General features: G+C 71.1%; 20 protein-coding genes and 1 tRNA gene. 6 read left to right on the top strand and 15 right to left on the bottom strand.

The genetic code is table 11. The annotated features are described in order from the left end of the window. Positions 1-18: 18 nt before the first annotated feature. Together C1703_RS19125 and C1703_RS19120 are read left to right on the top strand one after the other, a co-directional pair. Entirely contained in the window at positions 19-1515 is a 1497-nt protein-coding gene (locus C1703_RS19125) for an MFS transporter (protein ID WP_114254015.1), read from the top strand. Positions 1516-1663: 148 nt separating this feature from the next. Continuing rightward, a complete protein-coding gene (locus tag C1703_RS19120; RefSeq protein ID WP_114254014.1) occupies positions 1664-2425 on the top strand; it encodes a TetR/AcrR family transcriptional regulator in 762 nt (253 codons plus the stop codon). A gap of 23 nt (positions 2426-2448) precedes the next feature. Here the strand turns inward: C1703_RS19120 and C1703_RS19115 are convergent, their stop codons facing one another. Both C1703_RS19115 and C1703_RS19110 read right to left on the bottom strand, forming a co-directional pair. Next, positions 2449-2919 carry a PPOX class F420-dependent oxidoreductase gene (locus tag C1703_RS19115; RefSeq protein ID WP_114254013.1) on the bottom strand — a complete coding sequence of 157 codons (471 nt, stop codon included), beginning with the start codon at positions 2917-2919 and terminating at the stop codon, positions 2449-2451. 10 nt (positions 2920-2929) lie between these two features. Beyond that, complete coding sequence (locus tag C1703_RS19110; RefSeq protein ID WP_232840529.1) at positions 2930-3223, bottom strand: STAS domain-containing protein; 294 nt, start codon at positions 3221-3223, stop codon at positions 2930-2932. 278 nt (positions 3224-3501) lie between these two features. On the opposite strand from C1703_RS19110, the gene C1703_RS19105 reads away from it, so the two are divergent. Together C1703_RS19105 and C1703_RS19100 are read left to right on the top strand one after the other, a co-directional pair. Further along, the gene (locus tag C1703_RS19105) at positions 3502-4224 is read left to right on the top strand and encodes an ANTAR domain-containing protein (protein ID WP_114254011.1); all 723 of its coding nucleotides are present in this window, start codon (positions 3502-3504) and stop codon (positions 4222-4224) included. Positions 4225-4281: 57 nt separating this feature from the next. Next, a complete protein-coding gene (locus tag C1703_RS19100; RefSeq protein ID WP_114254010.1) occupies positions 4282-4992 on the top strand; it encodes a GAF and ANTAR domain-containing protein in 711 nt (236 codons plus the stop codon). On the opposite strand, the gene C1703_RS19095 is transcribed toward C1703_RS19100, so the two are convergent. From C1703_RS19095 to C1703_RS19085, 3 genes are all read right to left on the bottom strand, one after another. Beyond that, positions 4975-5796 carry a YceI family protein gene (locus C1703_RS19095; RefSeq protein WP_114254009.1) on the bottom strand — a complete coding sequence of 274 codons (822 nt, stop codon included), beginning with the start codon at positions 5794-5796 and terminating at the stop codon, positions 4975-4977. The two genes, C1703_RS19100 and C1703_RS19095, sit on opposite strands and share 18 nt — an antisense overlap. Positions 5797-5884: 88 nt before the next feature. Further along, a complete protein-coding gene (locus C1703_RS19090; RefSeq protein WP_114254008.1) occupies positions 5885-8437 on the bottom strand; it encodes an MFS transporter in 2553 nt (850 codons plus the stop codon). Positions 8438-8450: 13 nt separating this feature from the next. Beyond that, complete coding sequence (locus C1703_RS19085; RefSeq protein WP_114254007.1) at positions 8451-8939, bottom strand: MarR family transcriptional regulator; 489 nt, start codon at positions 8937-8939, stop codon at positions 8451-8453. Between the two features lie 215 nt (positions 8940-9154). Between C1703_RS19085 and C1703_RS19080 the strand changes: the two genes are divergently transcribed. Further along, positions 9155-9349 (top strand): hypothetical protein, encoded by a 195-nt coding sequence (locus C1703_RS19080; protein WP_114254006.1) that lies wholly within the window; start codon positions 9155-9157, stop codon positions 9347-9349. A 437-nt stretch (positions 9350-9786) separates the two neighbouring features. Here C1703_RS19080 and C1703_RS19070 read toward each other — a convergent pair whose 3' ends face one another. The 8 genes from C1703_RS19070 to C1703_RS39305 all read right to left on the bottom strand — a co-directional run bounded on the left by C1703_RS19070 (position 9787) and on the right by C1703_RS39305 (position 14190). Continuing rightward, positions 9787-10689, bottom strand: a complete 903-nt coding sequence (locus tag C1703_RS19070; RefSeq protein WP_031115316.1) for an RNA polymerase sigma factor SigF — start codon at positions 10687-10689, stop codon at positions 9787-9789. 268 nt (positions 10690-10957) lie between these two features. After that, positions 10958-11806 carry an RNA polymerase sigma factor SigF gene (locus C1703_RS19065; RefSeq protein ID WP_114254005.1) on the bottom strand — a complete coding sequence of 283 codons (849 nt, stop codon included), beginning with the start codon at positions 11804-11806 and terminating at the stop codon, positions 10958-10960. A 158-nt stretch (positions 11807-11964) separates the two neighbouring features. Then, complete coding sequence (locus tag C1703_RS19060) at positions 11965-12258, bottom strand: Dabb family protein (protein ID WP_114254004.1); 294 nt, start codon at positions 12256-12258, stop codon at positions 11965-11967. Continuing rightward, entirely contained in the window at positions 12258-12434 is a 177-nt protein-coding gene (locus tag C1703_RS19055) for a hypothetical protein (RefSeq protein ID WP_114254003.1), read from the bottom strand. Before C1703_RS19055 ends, C1703_RS19060 begins: the two co-directional genes overlap by 1 nt. A gap of 116 nt (positions 12435-12550) precedes the next feature. Then, a tRNA-Ser gene (locus tag C1703_RS19050) sits at positions 12551-12635 on the bottom strand. 45 nt (positions 12636-12680) lie between these two features. After that, positions 12681-13112 (bottom strand): tRNA adenosine(34) deaminase TadA, encoded by a 432-nt coding sequence (gene tadA / locus C1703_RS19045; RefSeq protein ID WP_114254002.1) that lies wholly within the window; start codon positions 13110-13112, stop codon positions 12681-12683. A gap of 56 nt (positions 13113-13168) precedes the next feature. After that, positions 13169-13705 carry a hypothetical protein gene (locus C1703_RS19040; protein ID WP_114254001.1) on the bottom strand — a complete coding sequence of 179 codons (537 nt, stop codon included), beginning with the start codon at positions 13703-13705 and terminating at the stop codon, positions 13169-13171. 275 nt (positions 13706-13980) lie between these two features. Beyond that, on the bottom strand, positions 13981-14190 hold the full coding sequence (locus C1703_RS39305) for a hypothetical protein (RefSeq protein WP_198678215.1): 210 nt from the start codon (positions 14188-14190) through the stop codon (positions 13981-13983). A 203-nt stretch (positions 14191-14393) separates the two neighbouring features. Between C1703_RS39305 and upp the strand changes: the two genes are divergently transcribed. After that, on the top strand, positions 14394-15029 hold the full coding sequence (gene upp, locus C1703_RS19035; protein WP_114257496.1) for a uracil phosphoribosyltransferase: 636 nt from the start codon (positions 14394-14396) through the stop codon (positions 15027-15029). Positions 15030-15218: 189 nt separating this feature from the next. On the opposite strand, the gene C1703_RS19030 is transcribed toward upp, so the two are convergent. After that, positions 15219-15833: a LytR C-terminal domain-containing protein gene (locus C1703_RS19030; protein WP_114254000.1), complete on the bottom strand. Its 615-nt coding sequence runs from the start codon at positions 15831-15833 to the stop codon at positions 15219-15221. A 120-nt stretch (positions 15834-15953) separates the two neighbouring features. Beyond that, the gene (locus C1703_RS19025; protein ID WP_004943146.1) at positions 15954-16250 is read right to left on the bottom strand and encodes a type II toxin-antitoxin system VapB family antitoxin; all 297 of its coding nucleotides are present in this window, start codon (positions 16248-16250) and stop codon (positions 15954-15956) included. Positions 16251-16394 lie beyond the last annotated feature (144 nt).

Below are 16394 nucleotides of genomic sequence, written 5' to 3'. Positions count from 1 at the left end.
CCTTCTACGGCGTACAACATGACGACGATTCCCCAGGAACAGGAAAAGGCCCACCCCCCGACTCAGGGCCACCCCCAACGCTGGCTGATCCTCGGTGTCATCTGCCTCGCCCAGCTCACCGTGCTGCTGGACAACACGATCCTGAACGTGGCGATCCCCTCGCTCACCCGCGAGATGGACGCCACGACCGCCGACGTCCAGTGGATGATGAACGCCTACGCGCTGGTGCAGTCCGGCCTGCTGCTCACCGCGGGCAACGCCGCCGACCGCTACGGCCGCAAGCTGCTGCTGATGTCCGGGCTCGCGATCTTCGGCGTCGGCTCGCTGGCGGCCGGCCTGTCCCAGAGCCCCGCCCAGCTGATCGCGGCCCGCGCCGGCATGGGTGTCGGCGGCGCGCTGCTGATGACCACCATCCTCGCCGTCGTCGTGCAGATCTTCGACGACCAGGAGCGGGTCAAGGCCATCGCGCTGTGGTCGACGGTCAGTTCGCTCGGTTTCGCGGCCGGGCCGCTGATCGGCGGGGTGATGCTGAACCACTTCTGGTGGGGCGCGATCTTCCTGATCAACATCCCGGTGGCCGTGCTGGGCCTGGTCGCGGTCGCCGCGCTCGTGCCGGAGTCCAGGCACCAGGCGGGTGACCGGCCCGACCTGGTCGGCGCGGTGCTGTCGACCATCGGCATGACGGCCGTGGTGTACGCGATCATCACCGGCCCCGAACACGGCTGGAGCTCCGCGCAGGTGCTGGTCTCCGCGCTGATCGGCGTGGCCGTCCTGGGTCTCTTCGTGACGTGGGAGCTGCGGACCGAGCACCCGATGCTCGACATGCACTTCTTCCGCAACCAGAAGTTCGTGGGCGCGGTCGCGGGCGCGATCCTCGTGGCGTTCGGCATGACGGGCTCGCTGTTCCTGCTCACGCAGCACCTGCAGTTCGTGCTCGGCTACGAGCCGCTGGACGCCGGTCTGCGGACGGCGCCGCTGGCGTTGACCGTGGTCGTGCTCAACTTCACGGGGGTCGGGGCGAAGCTGGTGCGGAAGGCCGGGACGCCGACGGCCATCGCGCTCGGCATGACCCTGGTGGCGGCCGGGCTGGCGGCGATCGCGCTGCTCGGCGGGCACGGGTACGAGGGGATGCTGCTCGGGCTGGTCGTGATGGGGGCGGGTGTGGCGTTGTCCATGCCGGCGATGGCCAACGCGATCATGAGCGCGATACCGCCGGAGAAGGCGGGTGTGGGCGCGGGCATCAACGGCACGCTCGCGGAGTTCGGGAACGGGCTGGGGGTCGCCGTTCTCGGTGCGGTGCTCAACTCGCGGTTCGCGTCCCTGGTCGCCGTCTCGGCTGCGTCGCTGCCGGCGGCGCTGGCGGCGGCGGGCTCCGCTGAGGAGAGGGCGCGTATCTCTGCCGCGTTCGCCTCCGGGTTGGAGACCAGTCAATTGGTCGGGGCTGTGGCTGTGCTGGCCGGGGGGTTGGTCGCGGCGGCGTTGTTGCGGCGGGCCGAGCGGGCAGAGTCCGCCTAGGGGCTCGGGTGGCCGGGTGATCGGGCGGCTTCGGGACCGTTGTGGCTGGTCGCGCCCACGCGGCGGAGCCGCACATCGGCGCGGCCCGCGCCCCTGAAAGAAGCGCGTCTAGCATGATCGGCGTCTGAAAGATCGAGGAAGGTGCGCCATGGCGAAAGCGGCCCGGCAGGGTCAGGCGCGGACCAGCGTCTGGCTGGAGAGCAAGGCGCACCGGCGGCGCGGCGGGGGGCAGCCCTCGGGGCTGGACCGGGGGCGGATCACCGAGGTCACCGTGCGGCTGCTGGACGCCGAGGGGCTGGCCAGGTTCTCGATGCGGCGGCTGGCCGGAGAGCTGAACGTGACCGCGATGTCCGTCTACTGGTACGTCGACACCAAGGACGACCTCCTGGAACTCGCCCTGGACCAGGTCATGGGCGAGATGCGGCTGCCCGACCCGGACGCCGACGAGGACTGGCGCGACCAGGTGCGGGCCCTCGCCCGGGAGTACCGGACGCTGCTGGTGCGGCACCCCTGGGTGTCGGCGCTGGTCGGCGTCTTCCTCAACATCGGCCCCAACAACCTGGCGTTCTCGCGGGTCGTCCAGCGCGTCGTCCGCAGGACCGGGCTGCCGGCGAAACGCCTGACGAGCACGATCTCGGCGGTCTTCCAGTTCGTCTACGGCTACGGAACGCTGGAGGGCCACCTCGCCACGCGGGCCGCGGCCACCGGCCAGACCGTGGACGAGTACTTCCAGCAGTCCCTGAGCACGGTGACGGAGGCCCCGCAGGCCGCCGACGTCATCCGGGAGTCGCAGGAGATCATGGCGGCGCGCGGCGGCGACACCGTCGCCGAGATGCTGGAGCGCGACTTCGAGTTCGCGCTGGAGCTGCTCGTCGCGGGCATCGAGGCGATGGTCGCCCGGGAGCGCTGAGCCCCTCCGGAGGCGCCGGTCGGCTACTCTCCCTCGACCAGCCGCGCCGGGAACCCGCCCGTCGCCACCGGGCCCCACCGCTCCGGCGTGATCCGGATGATGGACTTGCCCTGCTTGACCATGGCCGCGCGGTACTCGTCCCAGTCGGGGTGCTCCCCGGCGATGTTCCGGTAGTACTCCACGAGCGGCTCGACGGAGTCGGGGGCGTCGACGACCTCGGCCGTGCCGTCGATCTGCACCCAGGGGCCGTCCCAGTCGTCACTGAGGACGATCAGGCTGACCCGAGGGTCGCGCTTGGCGTTGCGGGTCTTGGCGCGCTCCGGGTAGGTGGAGACGACGATCCGGCCGGAGTCGTCCACCCCGCAGGTCAGGGGGGAGCCCTGGGGGCCGCCGTCGGCCCGGCGGGTCAGCAGGATCGCGTGGTGCCGGGGGCGGACGAAGTCCAGCAACTCGTCCAGCGAGACGCGGGTGTTCGTAGCGATGTTCGGTGCCATGTGCGGCAGCCTACGACGCCAGGGCCTCGGGGAGGTTGTCGTACACGGGGACGTCCCGGCGCAGCCCGGTCAGCTCCAGGACGCGGCTCGCGACACCCTCGGGCCGGGCCACCAGGCGCACCCGTGCCCCGGGGCGCAGCCGTTGCCGGATGTCGTTGATGAGGCGGACGCCCTGGGAGTCCATGAAGGAGGTGTGGGTGAGGTCGAGGACGAGCACGTCCAGTCGGTCGCGCCGGGCCTCGACCGCGGACACGACGAGCGGAAGCAGCTCTTCCGCGTTGCAGAAGTCGATTTCGGCGGGCATGGCGAGATGGACGCGACCGGGGAGGTCACGCGATTCGGTGGGATTCGGGAGGAAGGTCACGGGGCTCACCTGGCAGACGTTCGTCCGGATTCCGGTAAGGCCGCTTCCTGACCCGTGAAGCCCATTGCACCATGCCGCGGGGTGGTCGCGAAAGCGCCCTGGCCCGGCCGTCGGCCGGACGTCACTTCGGGGCAACCGAACAGTTAGAGTGCTGTCCGTCCTGTGCTCGCAGTCGGGAATGTGCTGCGGAGCTCTCCTGCGCACGGTCATGACCGTGCATGCCGAAGAGGTTCGTGGTGGCTGCGTCCGAGTTTCCTGATTTGCCCCGTTTTCAGGCCGGTTTCGAGCTGGCCGAAGCCCTCACGGTGGCTTCTCAGCAACTGCACGAGACCCTCACACCGCACGGCACCCTGCGCACGGCGGTCCGGCTCGCCGTCCACCTCATGCCCGGGGCCGAGCACGCCGGCGTCTCCGAGATCGAGCGCGGCAACAAACTCCGCACGCTCGCCTGGACCGACGAGGTCGTGCGCTCCGCCGAGGCCCGGCACGAGGGCCGCGACCGGCCCGGGCACTGGGAGCAGCTGTGGAACAGCCCCGTCGCGCGGATAGCGGACAGCGAGTCCGACGAGGGCTGGGACGTGCTGTCGGCCCTGGGGCTGCGCTCGGCGCTGTCGCTGCGGCTGCGCGCCGACCGCCGCCGGCTGACCGTGCTCACGGCCTACGCGCGCAAGCCGGGCGCCTTCGACGAGGACGCGACACGCATCGGCCGGCTGTTCACCACGCACGTCAGCATCGCCCTGGAGTCCGCGACCGTGCGCGAGCAGCTCACCGAGGCCATGCACACCCGGGACCTGATCGGCCAGGCCACCGGCATCCTCATGGAACGCCAGGGCATCGACGCGGCCGCGGCCTTCGAGAGCCTGGTGCGCGCCTCCCAGCGCGAGAACGTGAAACTGCGCGATCTGGCCCGCCGTATCGTCGGCACTCACAACTCCACGTGAGCGGGCGTGAGTTGCGGCACGTGCGTTAAGGGACGCCGACGGGATACCCGTACGGTCATGAGCTCCGAGACGTCCGACACGCTGGACCAGGCGATGGTGCGCAGCAGCGGTCTCGACACCCTGCTGCGCGATCTGACCGACCGTGCGGTGCAGGAGGTGCCCGGCGCCGCCGCGTGCAGCATCACGGTGCGCCGCGCGGACCGGCTGCTCACCCTGGCCGGCAGCGACGGCCTGCCCAGCGGCCTGGACCTGCGGCAGTACGAGAACGGCTCCGGCCCCTGCGTCGAGGCCGCCGAGACCGGCGCCGAGCAGTACGCCCCGGACCTGGCCGCGGAGCTCCGCTGGCCGTCGTACACGGGCTACGCGCTGTCCGCGGGCGTCCACTGCGTGCTGGCGGTGCCGATCGCCGTCGAGGGCGAGACCGGCGCCGCGATCAACTTCTACGGCGTGACGGCCGGGGCGCTGGGCCCGGGCCGGGACGCGGCCCGGGCCTTCGCGGCCCGGGCGGGGGACGTGATCAGCGTGGCGCTGCGCATCGAGCGGCGGCGCCAGTCGGCGGCCGACGTGCGCACCGCGCTGCTCTCCCGCAGCGTCATCGACCAGGCGGTCGGCATCCTCATGGCCCGGGAGCGGATCGACGCGCGCCTCGCGCTGGAACGGCTGCGCCGGGTCTCGCAGGACCGGAACGTCAAACTCCGGGACCTGTGCAGCCAGTTGGTGGCGAGAGTGTCCCGGCCGGGAGACCCCGCGTCACGCGGCCGGCAGTGACTCGCCCTGCACGGCCTGGATGTCCAGCTCCACCTTGAGCGTCGTGCCGACGGCGGCGATGCCCGCCTGGAGGACCTGGTTGTAGTTCATCGCGAAGTCCTCGCGGCGCAGTTCGGTCGTGGCGCGGAAGGCCGCCCGGGTGCCGCCCCAGGGGTCCGGGCCGGTGCCGAGGTAGGCCAGGTCCAGGTCGACCGGCCGTACGACGCCGTGCATGCCCAGCTCGCCGTGGACGGTCCACCGGTCGGACCCGGACGCCGTCAGCCCCGTGGACCGGTAGGTGATCTCGGGGAACCGCTCGACGTCGAGGAAGTCCGGCGACTTCAGATGGCCGTCGCGCATGTCGTTGCCGGTGTCGATCGACGCGGCCCGGATCACCGCCTCCACCCGCGACTTCGTGACGTCGTCCGGGGCGATCTCGATCGAGCCGGAGAACTCCGTGAACCGGCCGTGCACGCTGGAGATGCCCAGGTGCTGCGCCACGGCGGCCACGCTGGAGTGCACCGGGTCGACGGTCCACGGCCCGGGCGGCGGCAGCTCGGTGCCGCCCTGCCGGGCCAGCGTCACCGTGCCGACCTCGGCCCGCCCGCTCGCCGTGACGATCACACTGGAGGCCGCGGGCGCGTACCCGACGGCCGTGACGATGACGGTGTACGCCCCCGGCTGGAGCGGCGTCACGTCCCGTACGGCCCCCTCCGCGTCGGCCTCGGCGCGCAGCACCTGCGCACCCGTCATGTCCGCCACCGTGACGACCGCGTGCGACACGGCCCATCCGTCCCGGGTGCGGATCCTCGCGGTCAGTCCCATCACACGTAACTCCTCAGAAAGAAACCGGCCCGTGGCAGGGGCACACCTCCGCTCAGAGCGCGCCCACCGCCACGGGCCGGGGTCCGTACTACTCGCCGGGGTGGGCGAGTTCGATGTCGTGGCCGTCGGTGCCGCGGCCCGTGACCGTCAGGGCGGTGGCCACCGGCGGGTAGCCCGTGGCGATGACGGTGTAGTCGCCGCCGTCCAGGTCGGTGAAGGCGTACGCCCCGTCCGTGCCGGTCGTGGCCGAGCCGACGACGTTGCCGGCCTGGTCGAGCAGCGTGACCCGGGCGTCGGCCAGCGGGCCGTGCGGGGCGCGGACGACGCCCTGGACGCGGGCGCCCGAGTCCAGGTCGATCTCGACCCGGGTGACCCCGGTACCGCCCACCTCGACGGGCAGGGCGCGCGGCCGGTACCCGGCGGCGTTCACCGCGACGGTCACCGCCCCCGGCACCAGCTCGGCGAAGGAGAACTCGCCCTGCTCACCGGTGGCCTGGGTGGCCAGCAGGTCCCCGCGCACATCGGTCACGATGACCATCGCGTCCTTGACCGGCTGCCCGCTCTCCGCGGCCCGCACCAGGCCGGTCAGCCCGCTGGTGCCGCTGAGCAGGATGTCGTAGGAGACCGGCTCGCCGTTCACCACGACCGTGGACGCCTGCGGCTGGTAGCCGTCGGCGGAGGCGATCAGGACGTACGACCCGGAAGCCGGGGCGTCCAGCACGTAGGAGCCGTCGGCCTGCGCCACGGACCGGCCCAGCTGACGCCCGGCCAGCGAGATCAGCGTCACGGCGGCCCGCGGTACCGGAGCGCTCTCGTTGCCGCGGACGAAACCGCGGACCGGCACACCGCCCCCGCCGGACGCGGGCTGCTCGGCCCGGGCGATCGTGGCGACGGCGGCGAGCCGCTGGGTGCCCTCGGGCCCGGTCCCGCCGGCGCCCTCGGTCTCCGCCGCGGCCCAGCTCGGCACGGCCCGCTCCCCGGCGGGAGCCTCGGCGGAAGCCACGGCCGGAGCCTCGGCGGGTGCGTCCGCGTCCGCGTCCGCGGCCTGCGCCAGCGCGCCCTTCGTCTTCAACGGGACCTCCTTGATGAACAGCGCCACCAGCAGGGCGAGCAGCGCCAACGGGGCCGAGTAGAGGAACACGTCCGCGACGCCGTGGCCGTAGGCGCTCTCCACGACGGTGCGGATCGGCGCGGGCATCGCGCCGAGGTCGGGGATGTTGCCCTCGCCCGTGCCGGCGTGACCGAGGGCCGCGCCCTTGGGGCCGAGGTCGGCGAGGCCGTCCTTGACGTAGTCGGTGATCTTGTTGGCCAGGACCGCGCCCAGGGCGGAGACGCCCACGGCACCGCCGAGGGACCGGAAGAAGGTCACCGTGGAGCTGGCGGCACCGAGATCACTCGGCTCCACCTGGTTCTGCGTGCAGAGCACCAGGTTCTGCATCATCATGCCGATGCCGAGACCCAGCAGCGCCATGAAGATCGCTATCTGCCAGTACTCGGTGTCGTACCGGATCGTGCCCAGCAGCCCGAGTCCGGCGGTCACCAGCACACCGCCGCCGAGCAGCCAGCCCTTCCAGCGCCCGGTCCGGGTGATGATCTGGCCGGAGACGGTGGAGGAGACGAACAGACCGGCGATCATCGGGATGGTCATCACACCGGACATCGTCGGCGTCTTGTCCCGGGCCAGCTGGAAGTACTGGCTGAAGAAGACGGTCCCCGCGAACATCGCGACACCGACGAACAGCGACGCCAGCGAGGCCAGCGTGATCGTGCGGTTGCGGAACAGCCGCAGCGGGATGATCGGCTCGCTCGCCCGGGCCTCGACCAGCACGAACAGCGCCAGCAGCACCACGGAACCGCCGACCATCGCGTACGTCTGCCAGGAGAGCCAGTCGTACTTGTCACCGGCGAAGGTCACCCAGATCAGCAGCAGGCAGACGGCCGCGGTGATGAAGAAGGCACCGCCCCAGTCCACCTTGACCTTCCGCTTCACCACGGGCAGGTGCAGGGTCTTCTGCAGCACGATCAGGGCGATCACCGCGAAGGGCACGCCGACGTAGAAGCACCAGCGCCAGCCGAGCCAGTCCGTGTCGGTGATGACACCGCCGACCAGCGGGCCGCCGACCATCGCCGTGGCGAAGACGGCGCCCAGGTAGCCGTTGTACCGGCCGCGCTCACGCGGCGAGATCATCGCCGCCATGATGATCTGGGCCAGCGCGGACAGACCGCCCATGCCGATGCCCTGGACGGCGCGGAACGTGATCAGCGTGGCCGGGTTCTGCGACATGCCGGCCGCGGCCGAACCGGCCACGTAGATCACCAGCGCCAGCTGCACGAGCAGCTTCTTGGAGAACAGGTCGGCGAGCTTGCCCCACAGCGGGGTGGACGCCGTCATCGCGAGGAGCGCGGCGGTGACGACCCAGGTGTAGGCGCTCTGGCCGCCACCGAGGTCGCTGATGATGCGGGGCAGGGCGTTGGAGACGATCGTCGACGACAGGATCGCGACGAACATGCCGAGCAGCAGGCCGGTGAGGGCCTCCATGATCTGCCGGTGTGTCATCGGAGCGCCGCCGCCGGAGGAGCCGTGGGAGCCTCCCCCGTGCTTGGCATGAGCCCGCACACCGGCTGGTGTGGTCGTTGCCATGGGCTTCCTTTTCTTACGTGCTTGCGGGTGTACGGGTGGTCCGGTCGGAGGCGGGCGGGGTCGCCCGGGCCGCGGGCCGGCAGTCGAAGCTCTCCCTGAGCCGCGCCATCAGCTGGGTGAGCCGGCCGACGTCCTCGTCGGTCCAGTCGCTCAGGCGCTCGGCGAGGACCTCGGTGGTCCGCCGGGACAGCTCGTCGAGCTGCGCGTGGCCCGCGGGGGTGAGGCGCAGGATGCGGGAGCGCTTGTCCGCGGGGTCGGGGGAGCGTTCGATCCAGCCCCGCGCCACGACGTGCGCGACATGGCGGCTGGTGACCGACATGTCCACCGCGAGCAGCTCGGCGAGCTTGCTCATGCGCATGTCGCCGTGGCGGCCCAGCAGGGTCAGTACGGCCGCCGACCCGCCGGGGCACTCGGCCGGCATGATCCGGCCGAGCTCCCGCTTCACGGCGCCGAAGGCACTGAACTGGCGGACCAGCTCTTCGTACTGCGCCCTCTCGGCCATGACACCTCCGCTTTCGTTGCTTAGGGCAACCATGGCATCTGTTGGTTGCTGAAGGCAAATAAAAGAGGGGGGTGCGGCCATAAAAACTTGGCAAAGGCAAGTATTGCGGCAGTAAACGTGCAGGTGGCGAGCCTGGCGGTACGGGTCGCGCCAGGACAAACGGAAGGCCAACCCCCACTTGGGGAGCCCCGGCGTTTTCGCTAGGGTCTCGGGCCATGGCGAACAACCAGGCCCCCCAGGGCAATCACGACCCTGCCGGCAGCACCCAGATGTTCCGCGCGTTCGTCGACGAGGCGCCGCAGGGGCGGCAGGCCGCGGCGACGCGTGGCGGGCCGCGGATCGGTCTCATCGTCGGCGTAGTCGTCGCCGTCGCGGTTGTCGCGGCGGTGGCTTGGCTGGCGCTGGCGTAACTCGTACGGCGGGTTCACGGGCAACGGCGCTGTTGTGCGGTTCGTTGCCCGGTGCCGGCGTTTGCGCTGAGGCGGGGTGGGTCCGCAGCCCGGCGGAGCGGGGTGCCGCTGCGCCCACCCGTGCCGCCCTTAGCGGCATGATTGCCCGCAGCTAAGCGGACCGGGCGGCCCGCAGCCAGGCGGCGAGCCCCGCGGCGACAGGTCTGCGGCGGCAGCCGAGACGCGCCCGCAGCCGCCGTCGGGTACGCAAGGGGACGTGCCGGGGGGTGTCCGCCCGCAGCGGTTGGCGCGTCAACGCCAGTCAGTCGGTAAACGGGTCAATCGCGCCGTTCCGAGGACGGACACCCCCCGGCGCGGCCCCGACCCACCCACCCGGCGCAGGCAAAGACGCGCACCCCCACCCAGCCGCACAGGCCGCCGCAGGCACCCCGCCCCCGTCAGTCCGAGATCAGCCCTTCCCGCAGCTGCGCCAACGTCCGCGTCAGCAGCCGCGAGACGTGCATCTGCGAGATGCCGACCTCCTCGCCGATCTGCGACTGCGTCATGTTCGCGAAGAAGCGGAGCATGATGATCCGCCGTTCACGCGGCGGCAGCTTCGCCAGCAGCGGCTTCAGGGACTCCCGGTACTCCACGCCCTCCAGCGCCGTGTCCTCGTACCCCAGCCGGTCCGCCAGCGACCCCTCGCCGCCGTCGTCCTCCGGCGCCGGCGAGTCCAGCGAGGACGCCGTGTACGCGTTCCCCACCGCCAGCCCGTCGACGACGTCCTCCTCGGACACCCCGAGCACGGAGGCGAGTTCGGTGACCGTCGGCGACCGGTCCAGCTTCTGCGACAGCTCGTCGCTCGCCTTGGTCAGCGCGAGCCGCAGCTCCTGAAGCCGGCGCGGCACCCGCACCGACCACGACGTGTCACGGAAGAACCGCTTGATCTCACCCACGACGGTTGGCATCGCGAACGTGGGGAACTCGACCCCCCGTTCGCAGTCGAACCGGTCGATCGCCTTGATCAACCCGATCGTGCCGACCTGGACGATGTCCTCCATCGGCTCGTTGCGGGACCGGAACCGCGCGGCGGCGTACCGGACGAGCGGGAGGTTGAGCTCGATGAGCGTGTCACGGACGTACGCACGCTCGGGGCTGTCCTCGTCGAGCGCGGCCAGCCGCAGGAACAGGGAGCGGGACAGGGTGCGGGTGTCGATGGCGCCCGCGGCCGGAAGAGCCGGGACGGGCTCGGCCGCAAGGGCCGACACGTCATCGATGGGGCCGAGTGAGTCGAGAGCATGGGGAGCTGTCTCGCTCTCCGCGAGCGTGAGCACCTTCGAGCTGCCCTGTTCTGCGGACATGCCACCCCCTTTGGGTCGCGGGACGGTCGCGGCGAACGCCCCCGTCTGAGGAACGCAGCCTTCACCTGAATACCGGAGCCGAAGCCCCGGCAAACGCGCTTCACGCAGAATGTCACATGTCGGCAACACGCTGTAGTGACATGTCGACATCTGAGACGCGAATCAGCCCTGCAAACAAGGGGTCTGACGCCGCGTCGGCCCCGAACCGCCGGTAACGGCCCTGATGAGCGATTCCCTCGCCCCGGTGACCTCTCGCTCCTGTTTGCGGTTACGCGTCGATCCGGTTCGCAGACCGCAACCGCTGGAAGCTACGCGCGAGTAGCCGAGAGACGTGCATCTGCGAGACGCCCAGCTCCGCACTGATCTGAGACTGCGTGAGGTTGCTGTAGTACCGCAGCAGCAGGATCCGCTGCTCCCTCTCGGGCAACTGCACGAGCAGGTGCCGTACGAGGTCCCGGTGCTCCACCCCGTCCAGCGCGGGATCCTCGTAGCCGAGCCGGTCCAGCAGCCCCGGCAGCCCGTCGCCCTCCTGCGCGGCCTCCAGGGACGTCGCGTGGTACGACCGCCCGGCCTCGATGCAGGACAGCACCTCGTCCTCGGTGATGCGCAGCCGCTCGGCGATCTCCGCGGTCGTCGGGGTGCGCCCGAAGGCGGTCGTGAGGTCCTCCGTCGCGCTGTTCACCTGCACCCACAGCTCGTGCAGCCGGCGCGGCACGTGGACCGTGCGGACGTTGTCGCGGAAGTAGCGCTTGATCTCACCGACGACCGTCGGCATCGCGAAGGTCGGGAACTGCACGCCCCGGTCGGGGTCGAAGCGGTCGATGGCGTTGATGAGCCCGATGGTGCCGACCTGGACGACGTCCTCCATGGGCTCGTTGCGGGAGCGGAACCGGGCGGCCGCGTAGCGCACGAGCGGGAGGTTGGCCTCGATGAGCGCCCCGCGCACGCGGTCGTGCTCGGGCGTGCCCGGCTGGAGCTCCTTGAGCTGGGCGAAGAGCACCTGCGTCAGGGCGCGGGTGTCGGCGCCACGGCTCCGCTGGGGAGCGGGCGGGGCGGATTCCGGCGTTTCCGAGGTGGGTGCCTGAGGTGCGGTACTGGCCAGCACGGTCAACTCCACCTCGTCATCGTCAACTCATCCGTCAACTCTTCCATCAAAAGCGGTCATAGCATCACAAGACATGTGCACAGTGTGCAAGCACCGCATAACTACGTGTTGAGGTATTAATGAACACAAAAGCCCCTCGCCGGTACGGCGAGGGGCTCGAAGCGAAGGCCTCAGAACTCGTAGTCCGCGATCACCCAGGTGGAGAACTCGCGCCACAGCGCGACACCGGCCTGGTGGGCCGGGTGCTCCACGTACCGGCGCAGCGCCTCGGCGTCGTCGAAGGCCGAGTTGATGGCGAAGTCGTGGGCGATCGGGCGGTCGCTGACGTTCCAGCCGAGCTCCCAGAAGCGGATCTCGGGGATCGCGCCGTCGAGCGCGCGGAAGGCCTCGACGCCCTTCAGGACCCGCGGGTCGTCGCGCTCGACGCCCTCGTGGAGCTTGAAGAGGACCAGGTGGCGGATCATCACTTTCCTCCGTTGGCGACCCAGGTGGCGAAGTCGCCGAGGGCTCCTGCGGCGTCCGATATGCCCTGGAAACCTATCAGGACGTAGTCAGAGGCCTTCTTCGGGTCGGTGATGATCACGTAGAAGACGAAGACCACGAGCAAGTAGACGGCGATCTTCTTGGCGTTCACCGCCATCGCGGCCTCCCCTGTCCCTTGTGTCCCATGCCGCGCACATGATCGCACGAAGGGTCCGGCACGCGAAGGGGCTGATCGCACGAAGGGCCCCGTCTGACGACGGGGCCCTTCTCCAGCGGTAGCGGAGGGATTTGAACCCTCGGTGACTTGCGCCACACTCGCTTTCGAGGCGAGCTCCTTCGGCCGCTCGGACACGCTACCGAGGGAGACCTTACAGCAAGGTGCGGGCTGCTTCGAAATCGGTATTCAGCGGCCGCGGAAGAACTCCGTGAGGAGCCCGGCGCACTCCTCGGCGAGCACGCCCTCGATCACCTCGGGCCGGTGGTTGAGCCGCCGGTCGCGCAGGAGGTCCCACAGGGAGCCGGCCGCGCCGGCCTTCTCGTCACGGGCGCCGTAGACGAGCCGGTCGACGCGGGACTGCTGGATCGCGCCCGCGCACATCGTGCAGGGCTCCAGCGTGACCACGAGCGTGCAGCCGGCCAGCCGCCACTGCCCGAGTTCGGCCGCGGCCCGGCGCAGGGCGAGGACCTCGGCGTGGGCCGTCGGGTCGCCGCCCGCCTCGCGTTCGTTGTGCCCGGCCGCGAGCACGGTCGTGCCGTCCGGGGCCAGGACGACGGCGCCGACGGGGACGTCCCCGCCCCGGACGGCCGCGGTGGCCTCGTCCAGGGCGAGTCGCATCGCGGGCCGCCAGGGGTCCCGTACCGGATCCGGCGGTCCGGGGGTGGCGCGTGCGGTCAGCGGACGGTCTCCAGGGTCTCCGAGGCGCCCAGGGCCTCGGCGATCTCGGTGACCGCGTCCGACGCGAGCGCGCGCAGCTCCTTCTCGGTCACGCCGAGGTCGTCCAGGATCCGGGCGTCGCCGACCGGGCCGTGCGGCACGGACTCGGCGGAGCCGGCGACCGGGTCGGCGTCGTCGGTCTCGTCGTCGTCGCCGTCACCGTCCTCGGTGCCGTCGAGGTCGAGGGCGTCCAGGTCGTCCCCGTCGTCCGGATCCCGGCCGAGCAGCTCGTCGGTGAGCAGGATCTCGCCGTAGCTGCTGCGGGCAGCGGCGGCGGCGTCCGAGACGTAGATGCGAGGGTCGTCCTCGCCGTCCACGCGGACGACGCCGAACCAGGCGTCCTCCTGCTCGATGAGCACGAGCACCGTGTCCTCGTCGGGGGAGGCTTCACGGGCCAGGTCGGCCAGATCCGACAGGGTTTCCACATCGTCGAGCTCTGTGTCGCTCGCTTCCCACCCGTCTTCGGTGCGCGCGAGCAGTGCGGCGAAGTACACCGTGACTCTCCCACTGGTCATAGGCGTGCCGGTTGGGGGTCCCCCCGGCGGAGGTTGCGGGCGGGGAGTGCTCGTCCGAGCCCCACCCACTCGGAATCGTGGCAGAAACTAGGCGTTCAGGGGACGTCTTCGGCTCCCTGTGTCCAGCAGTTTTGATCGCACGCTCGTTGCCGCCACCTGCGGATCGTACGCGGCTTTCCCCCGCTCCACGCACGGCCACCTCGACAACGCCCGCGCGGTTCGTGATCTTCCCCGGCGGTTTCCTCACCCGTTTCCTACCAGCGGAAGGTGCGCATGCGCATCGCGTGCCGCAGCCGGGCGGTCTTGGCGCGGCGCGGCTGGACGCGGTCGCGCAGCTCCCGGGCCTCGGCCAGATCGCGCAGGAACCGGGCGCGGCGCCGGCGGCGCTCGGCGTCCGACTCGTCCGTCCGGTCGGTCTCGTCCGTCCGGTACCTCTCGTCCGTCCGGTAGGTCTGGTCCGTCATCCGGTCGGTCTCCGGGTTCGTCCCGGGCTGTGCGCGCGGCGACGGAACGCGTCGGGAGTCCCGGTCGGGCATCAGCTCACCACCCTCAGTCCGTCCTTCCCACTTTCCCCCGGACGGGCGGTTTGACGCCAGCGAACGGGTGACGGCCGGGCGGCGGGCTTGCCGTGCGGCCGGGCTCATCCGGCCCGGTTACTGTTGTGGACATGCGTCTCCACGTCGTCGACCACCCTCTGGTCGCCCACAAGCTCACCACGCTGCGCGACCAGCGCACCGACTCCGCGACCTTCCGCCGTCTCGCCGACGAGCTGGTCACCCTGCTCGCCTACGAGGCCACGCGCGACGTGCGCACCGAGCAGGTCGACATCCAGACGCCGGTCGCACGGACCACGGGCGTGAAGCTGTCCCACCCGCGTCCGCTGGTGGTGCCGATCCTGCGGGCCGGCCTCGGCATGCTGGACGGCATGGTCCGGCTGCTGCCGACCGCCGAGGTGGGCTTCCTCGGCATGATCCGCAACGAGGAGACGCTCCAGGCCTCCACGTACGCCACGCGCATGCCGGAGGACCTGTCGGGGCGTCAGGTGTACGTCCTCGACCCGATGCTCGCCACCGGCGGGACGCTGGTCGCGGCGATCCAGGAGCTGATCCGGCGCGGCGCCGACGACGTGACGGCCGTGGTGCTGCTGGCCGCTCCGGAGGGCGTGGAGGTCATGGAGCGCGAGCTGGCGGGCACGCCGGTGACGGTGGTGACCGCCTCGGTCGACGAGCACCTGAACGAGCACGGCTACATCGTCCCGGGCCTCGGCGACGCGGGCGACCGGATGTACGGGGCGGCCGAATAGTCCCAGGGCCCTGCGGGTTCTCGGGCCCTGCGGGTTCTCGGGCCCTGCGGGTCCACGGGCCCTGCGGGTTCTCGGGCCCTGCGGGTTCTCGGGCCCTGCGGGTTCTCGGGCCCTGCGGGTCCACGGGCCCTGCGGGTCCACGGGCCCTGCGGGTCCACGGGCCTTACGGGTTCGCGGGCCCTGCGGGGGTCAGCAGCCCTTCTTCGACGGCGCCGGCTCGGGCCTGGCCAGCTTGGTCAGGGCCTGGTCGGCGTCCGGCTTCTTCGCCAGTTCCTTGAAGCCGTCGCCGATGACGAGGTCGAGGGCGGCGCCCTTGCGGGCCGCGTCGGTGCGCCGCTCGGCGCCCGGGAGCTGGGTGCCGAGCACGGGCAGCGAGGTGTCGCGGGCGGCGGCGGGGCCGAGCAGCACGCCGGGGCCCTTTACCTTCTTGTCGTACTCCTTGGTCGCGTTGCCCACGTCGCCGATCTTGAAGCCGCGCTTCTTCAGTTCGTCGGCGGTCTTCTTCGCCAGGCCGCTGCGGGTGGTGGCGTTGAGCACGTTGACCGTGATCGCGCGGGGTTCGGGCAGGGGCCTGGCGCTGGGCGAGGGGCTCGCCTTCGTCGCGGGGCCGCACTCCGTGCCGCCGCCGGCCGCCGAAGCCTTTCTGCCGCCGCCGGTGAAGACGTCGATGAGCTGCAGCGTGCCCCAGCCGCCCACGCCCAGCACCACGACGGAGGCGATGCCCAGGGCGACGAGCCTGCCGCGCCGCCGGGGCCGGCGCATCCGGGGGTACTTGTTGCCCTTGATGCGGTACTTGCCGCCCATGCCGGGGGGAGTCAGCATGCTCATGAGCGCAGCGTAGTGCGCCCGGGCGACGATGCCTACTAGATGATCATTCGACGTCGCCCAGTGGAACCCGAAAGGGCCAACCCGTGACCTGCGGGGTCAGTCGAGCTCGAGCACGCGCGCGTGCAGCACCTGGCGCTGCTGGAGCGCCGCCCGCACCGCGCGATGCAGGCCGTCCTCCAGGTAGAGGTCGCCCTGCCACTTCACGACGTGCGCGAAGAGGTCGCCGTAGAAGGTCGAGTCCTCGGCGAGGAGGGTCTCCAGGTCGAGCTGCTGTTTCGTCGTCACGAGCTGATCGAGGCGGACCGGGCGCGGCGCGACGTCCGCCCACTGCCGGGTGCTTTCCCGGCCGTGGTCGGGGTACGGCCGGCCGTTTCCGATGCGCTTGAAGATCACACGGAAAGCCTACCGGTCACGACCTTCCGGGCGCAGCCATGGCGACGGAGTACGACGCTGAAAAAAACCCCACAAGGGGGTACGAACCGGGAACAGGGGCGTGAATATGCCGGACGGTGAGCCCCTGTCATCGGCCCGCCGCTG

Source organism: Streptomyces sp. Go-475, from assembly GCF_003330845.1.
Taxonomy (GTDB): Bacteria; Actinomycetota; Actinomycetes; order Streptomycetales; family Streptomycetaceae; genus Streptomyces.
The sequence above is the reverse complement of the archived record's forward strand: the minus strand, read 5'-3'. Positions and strand labels throughout refer to the sequence as shown.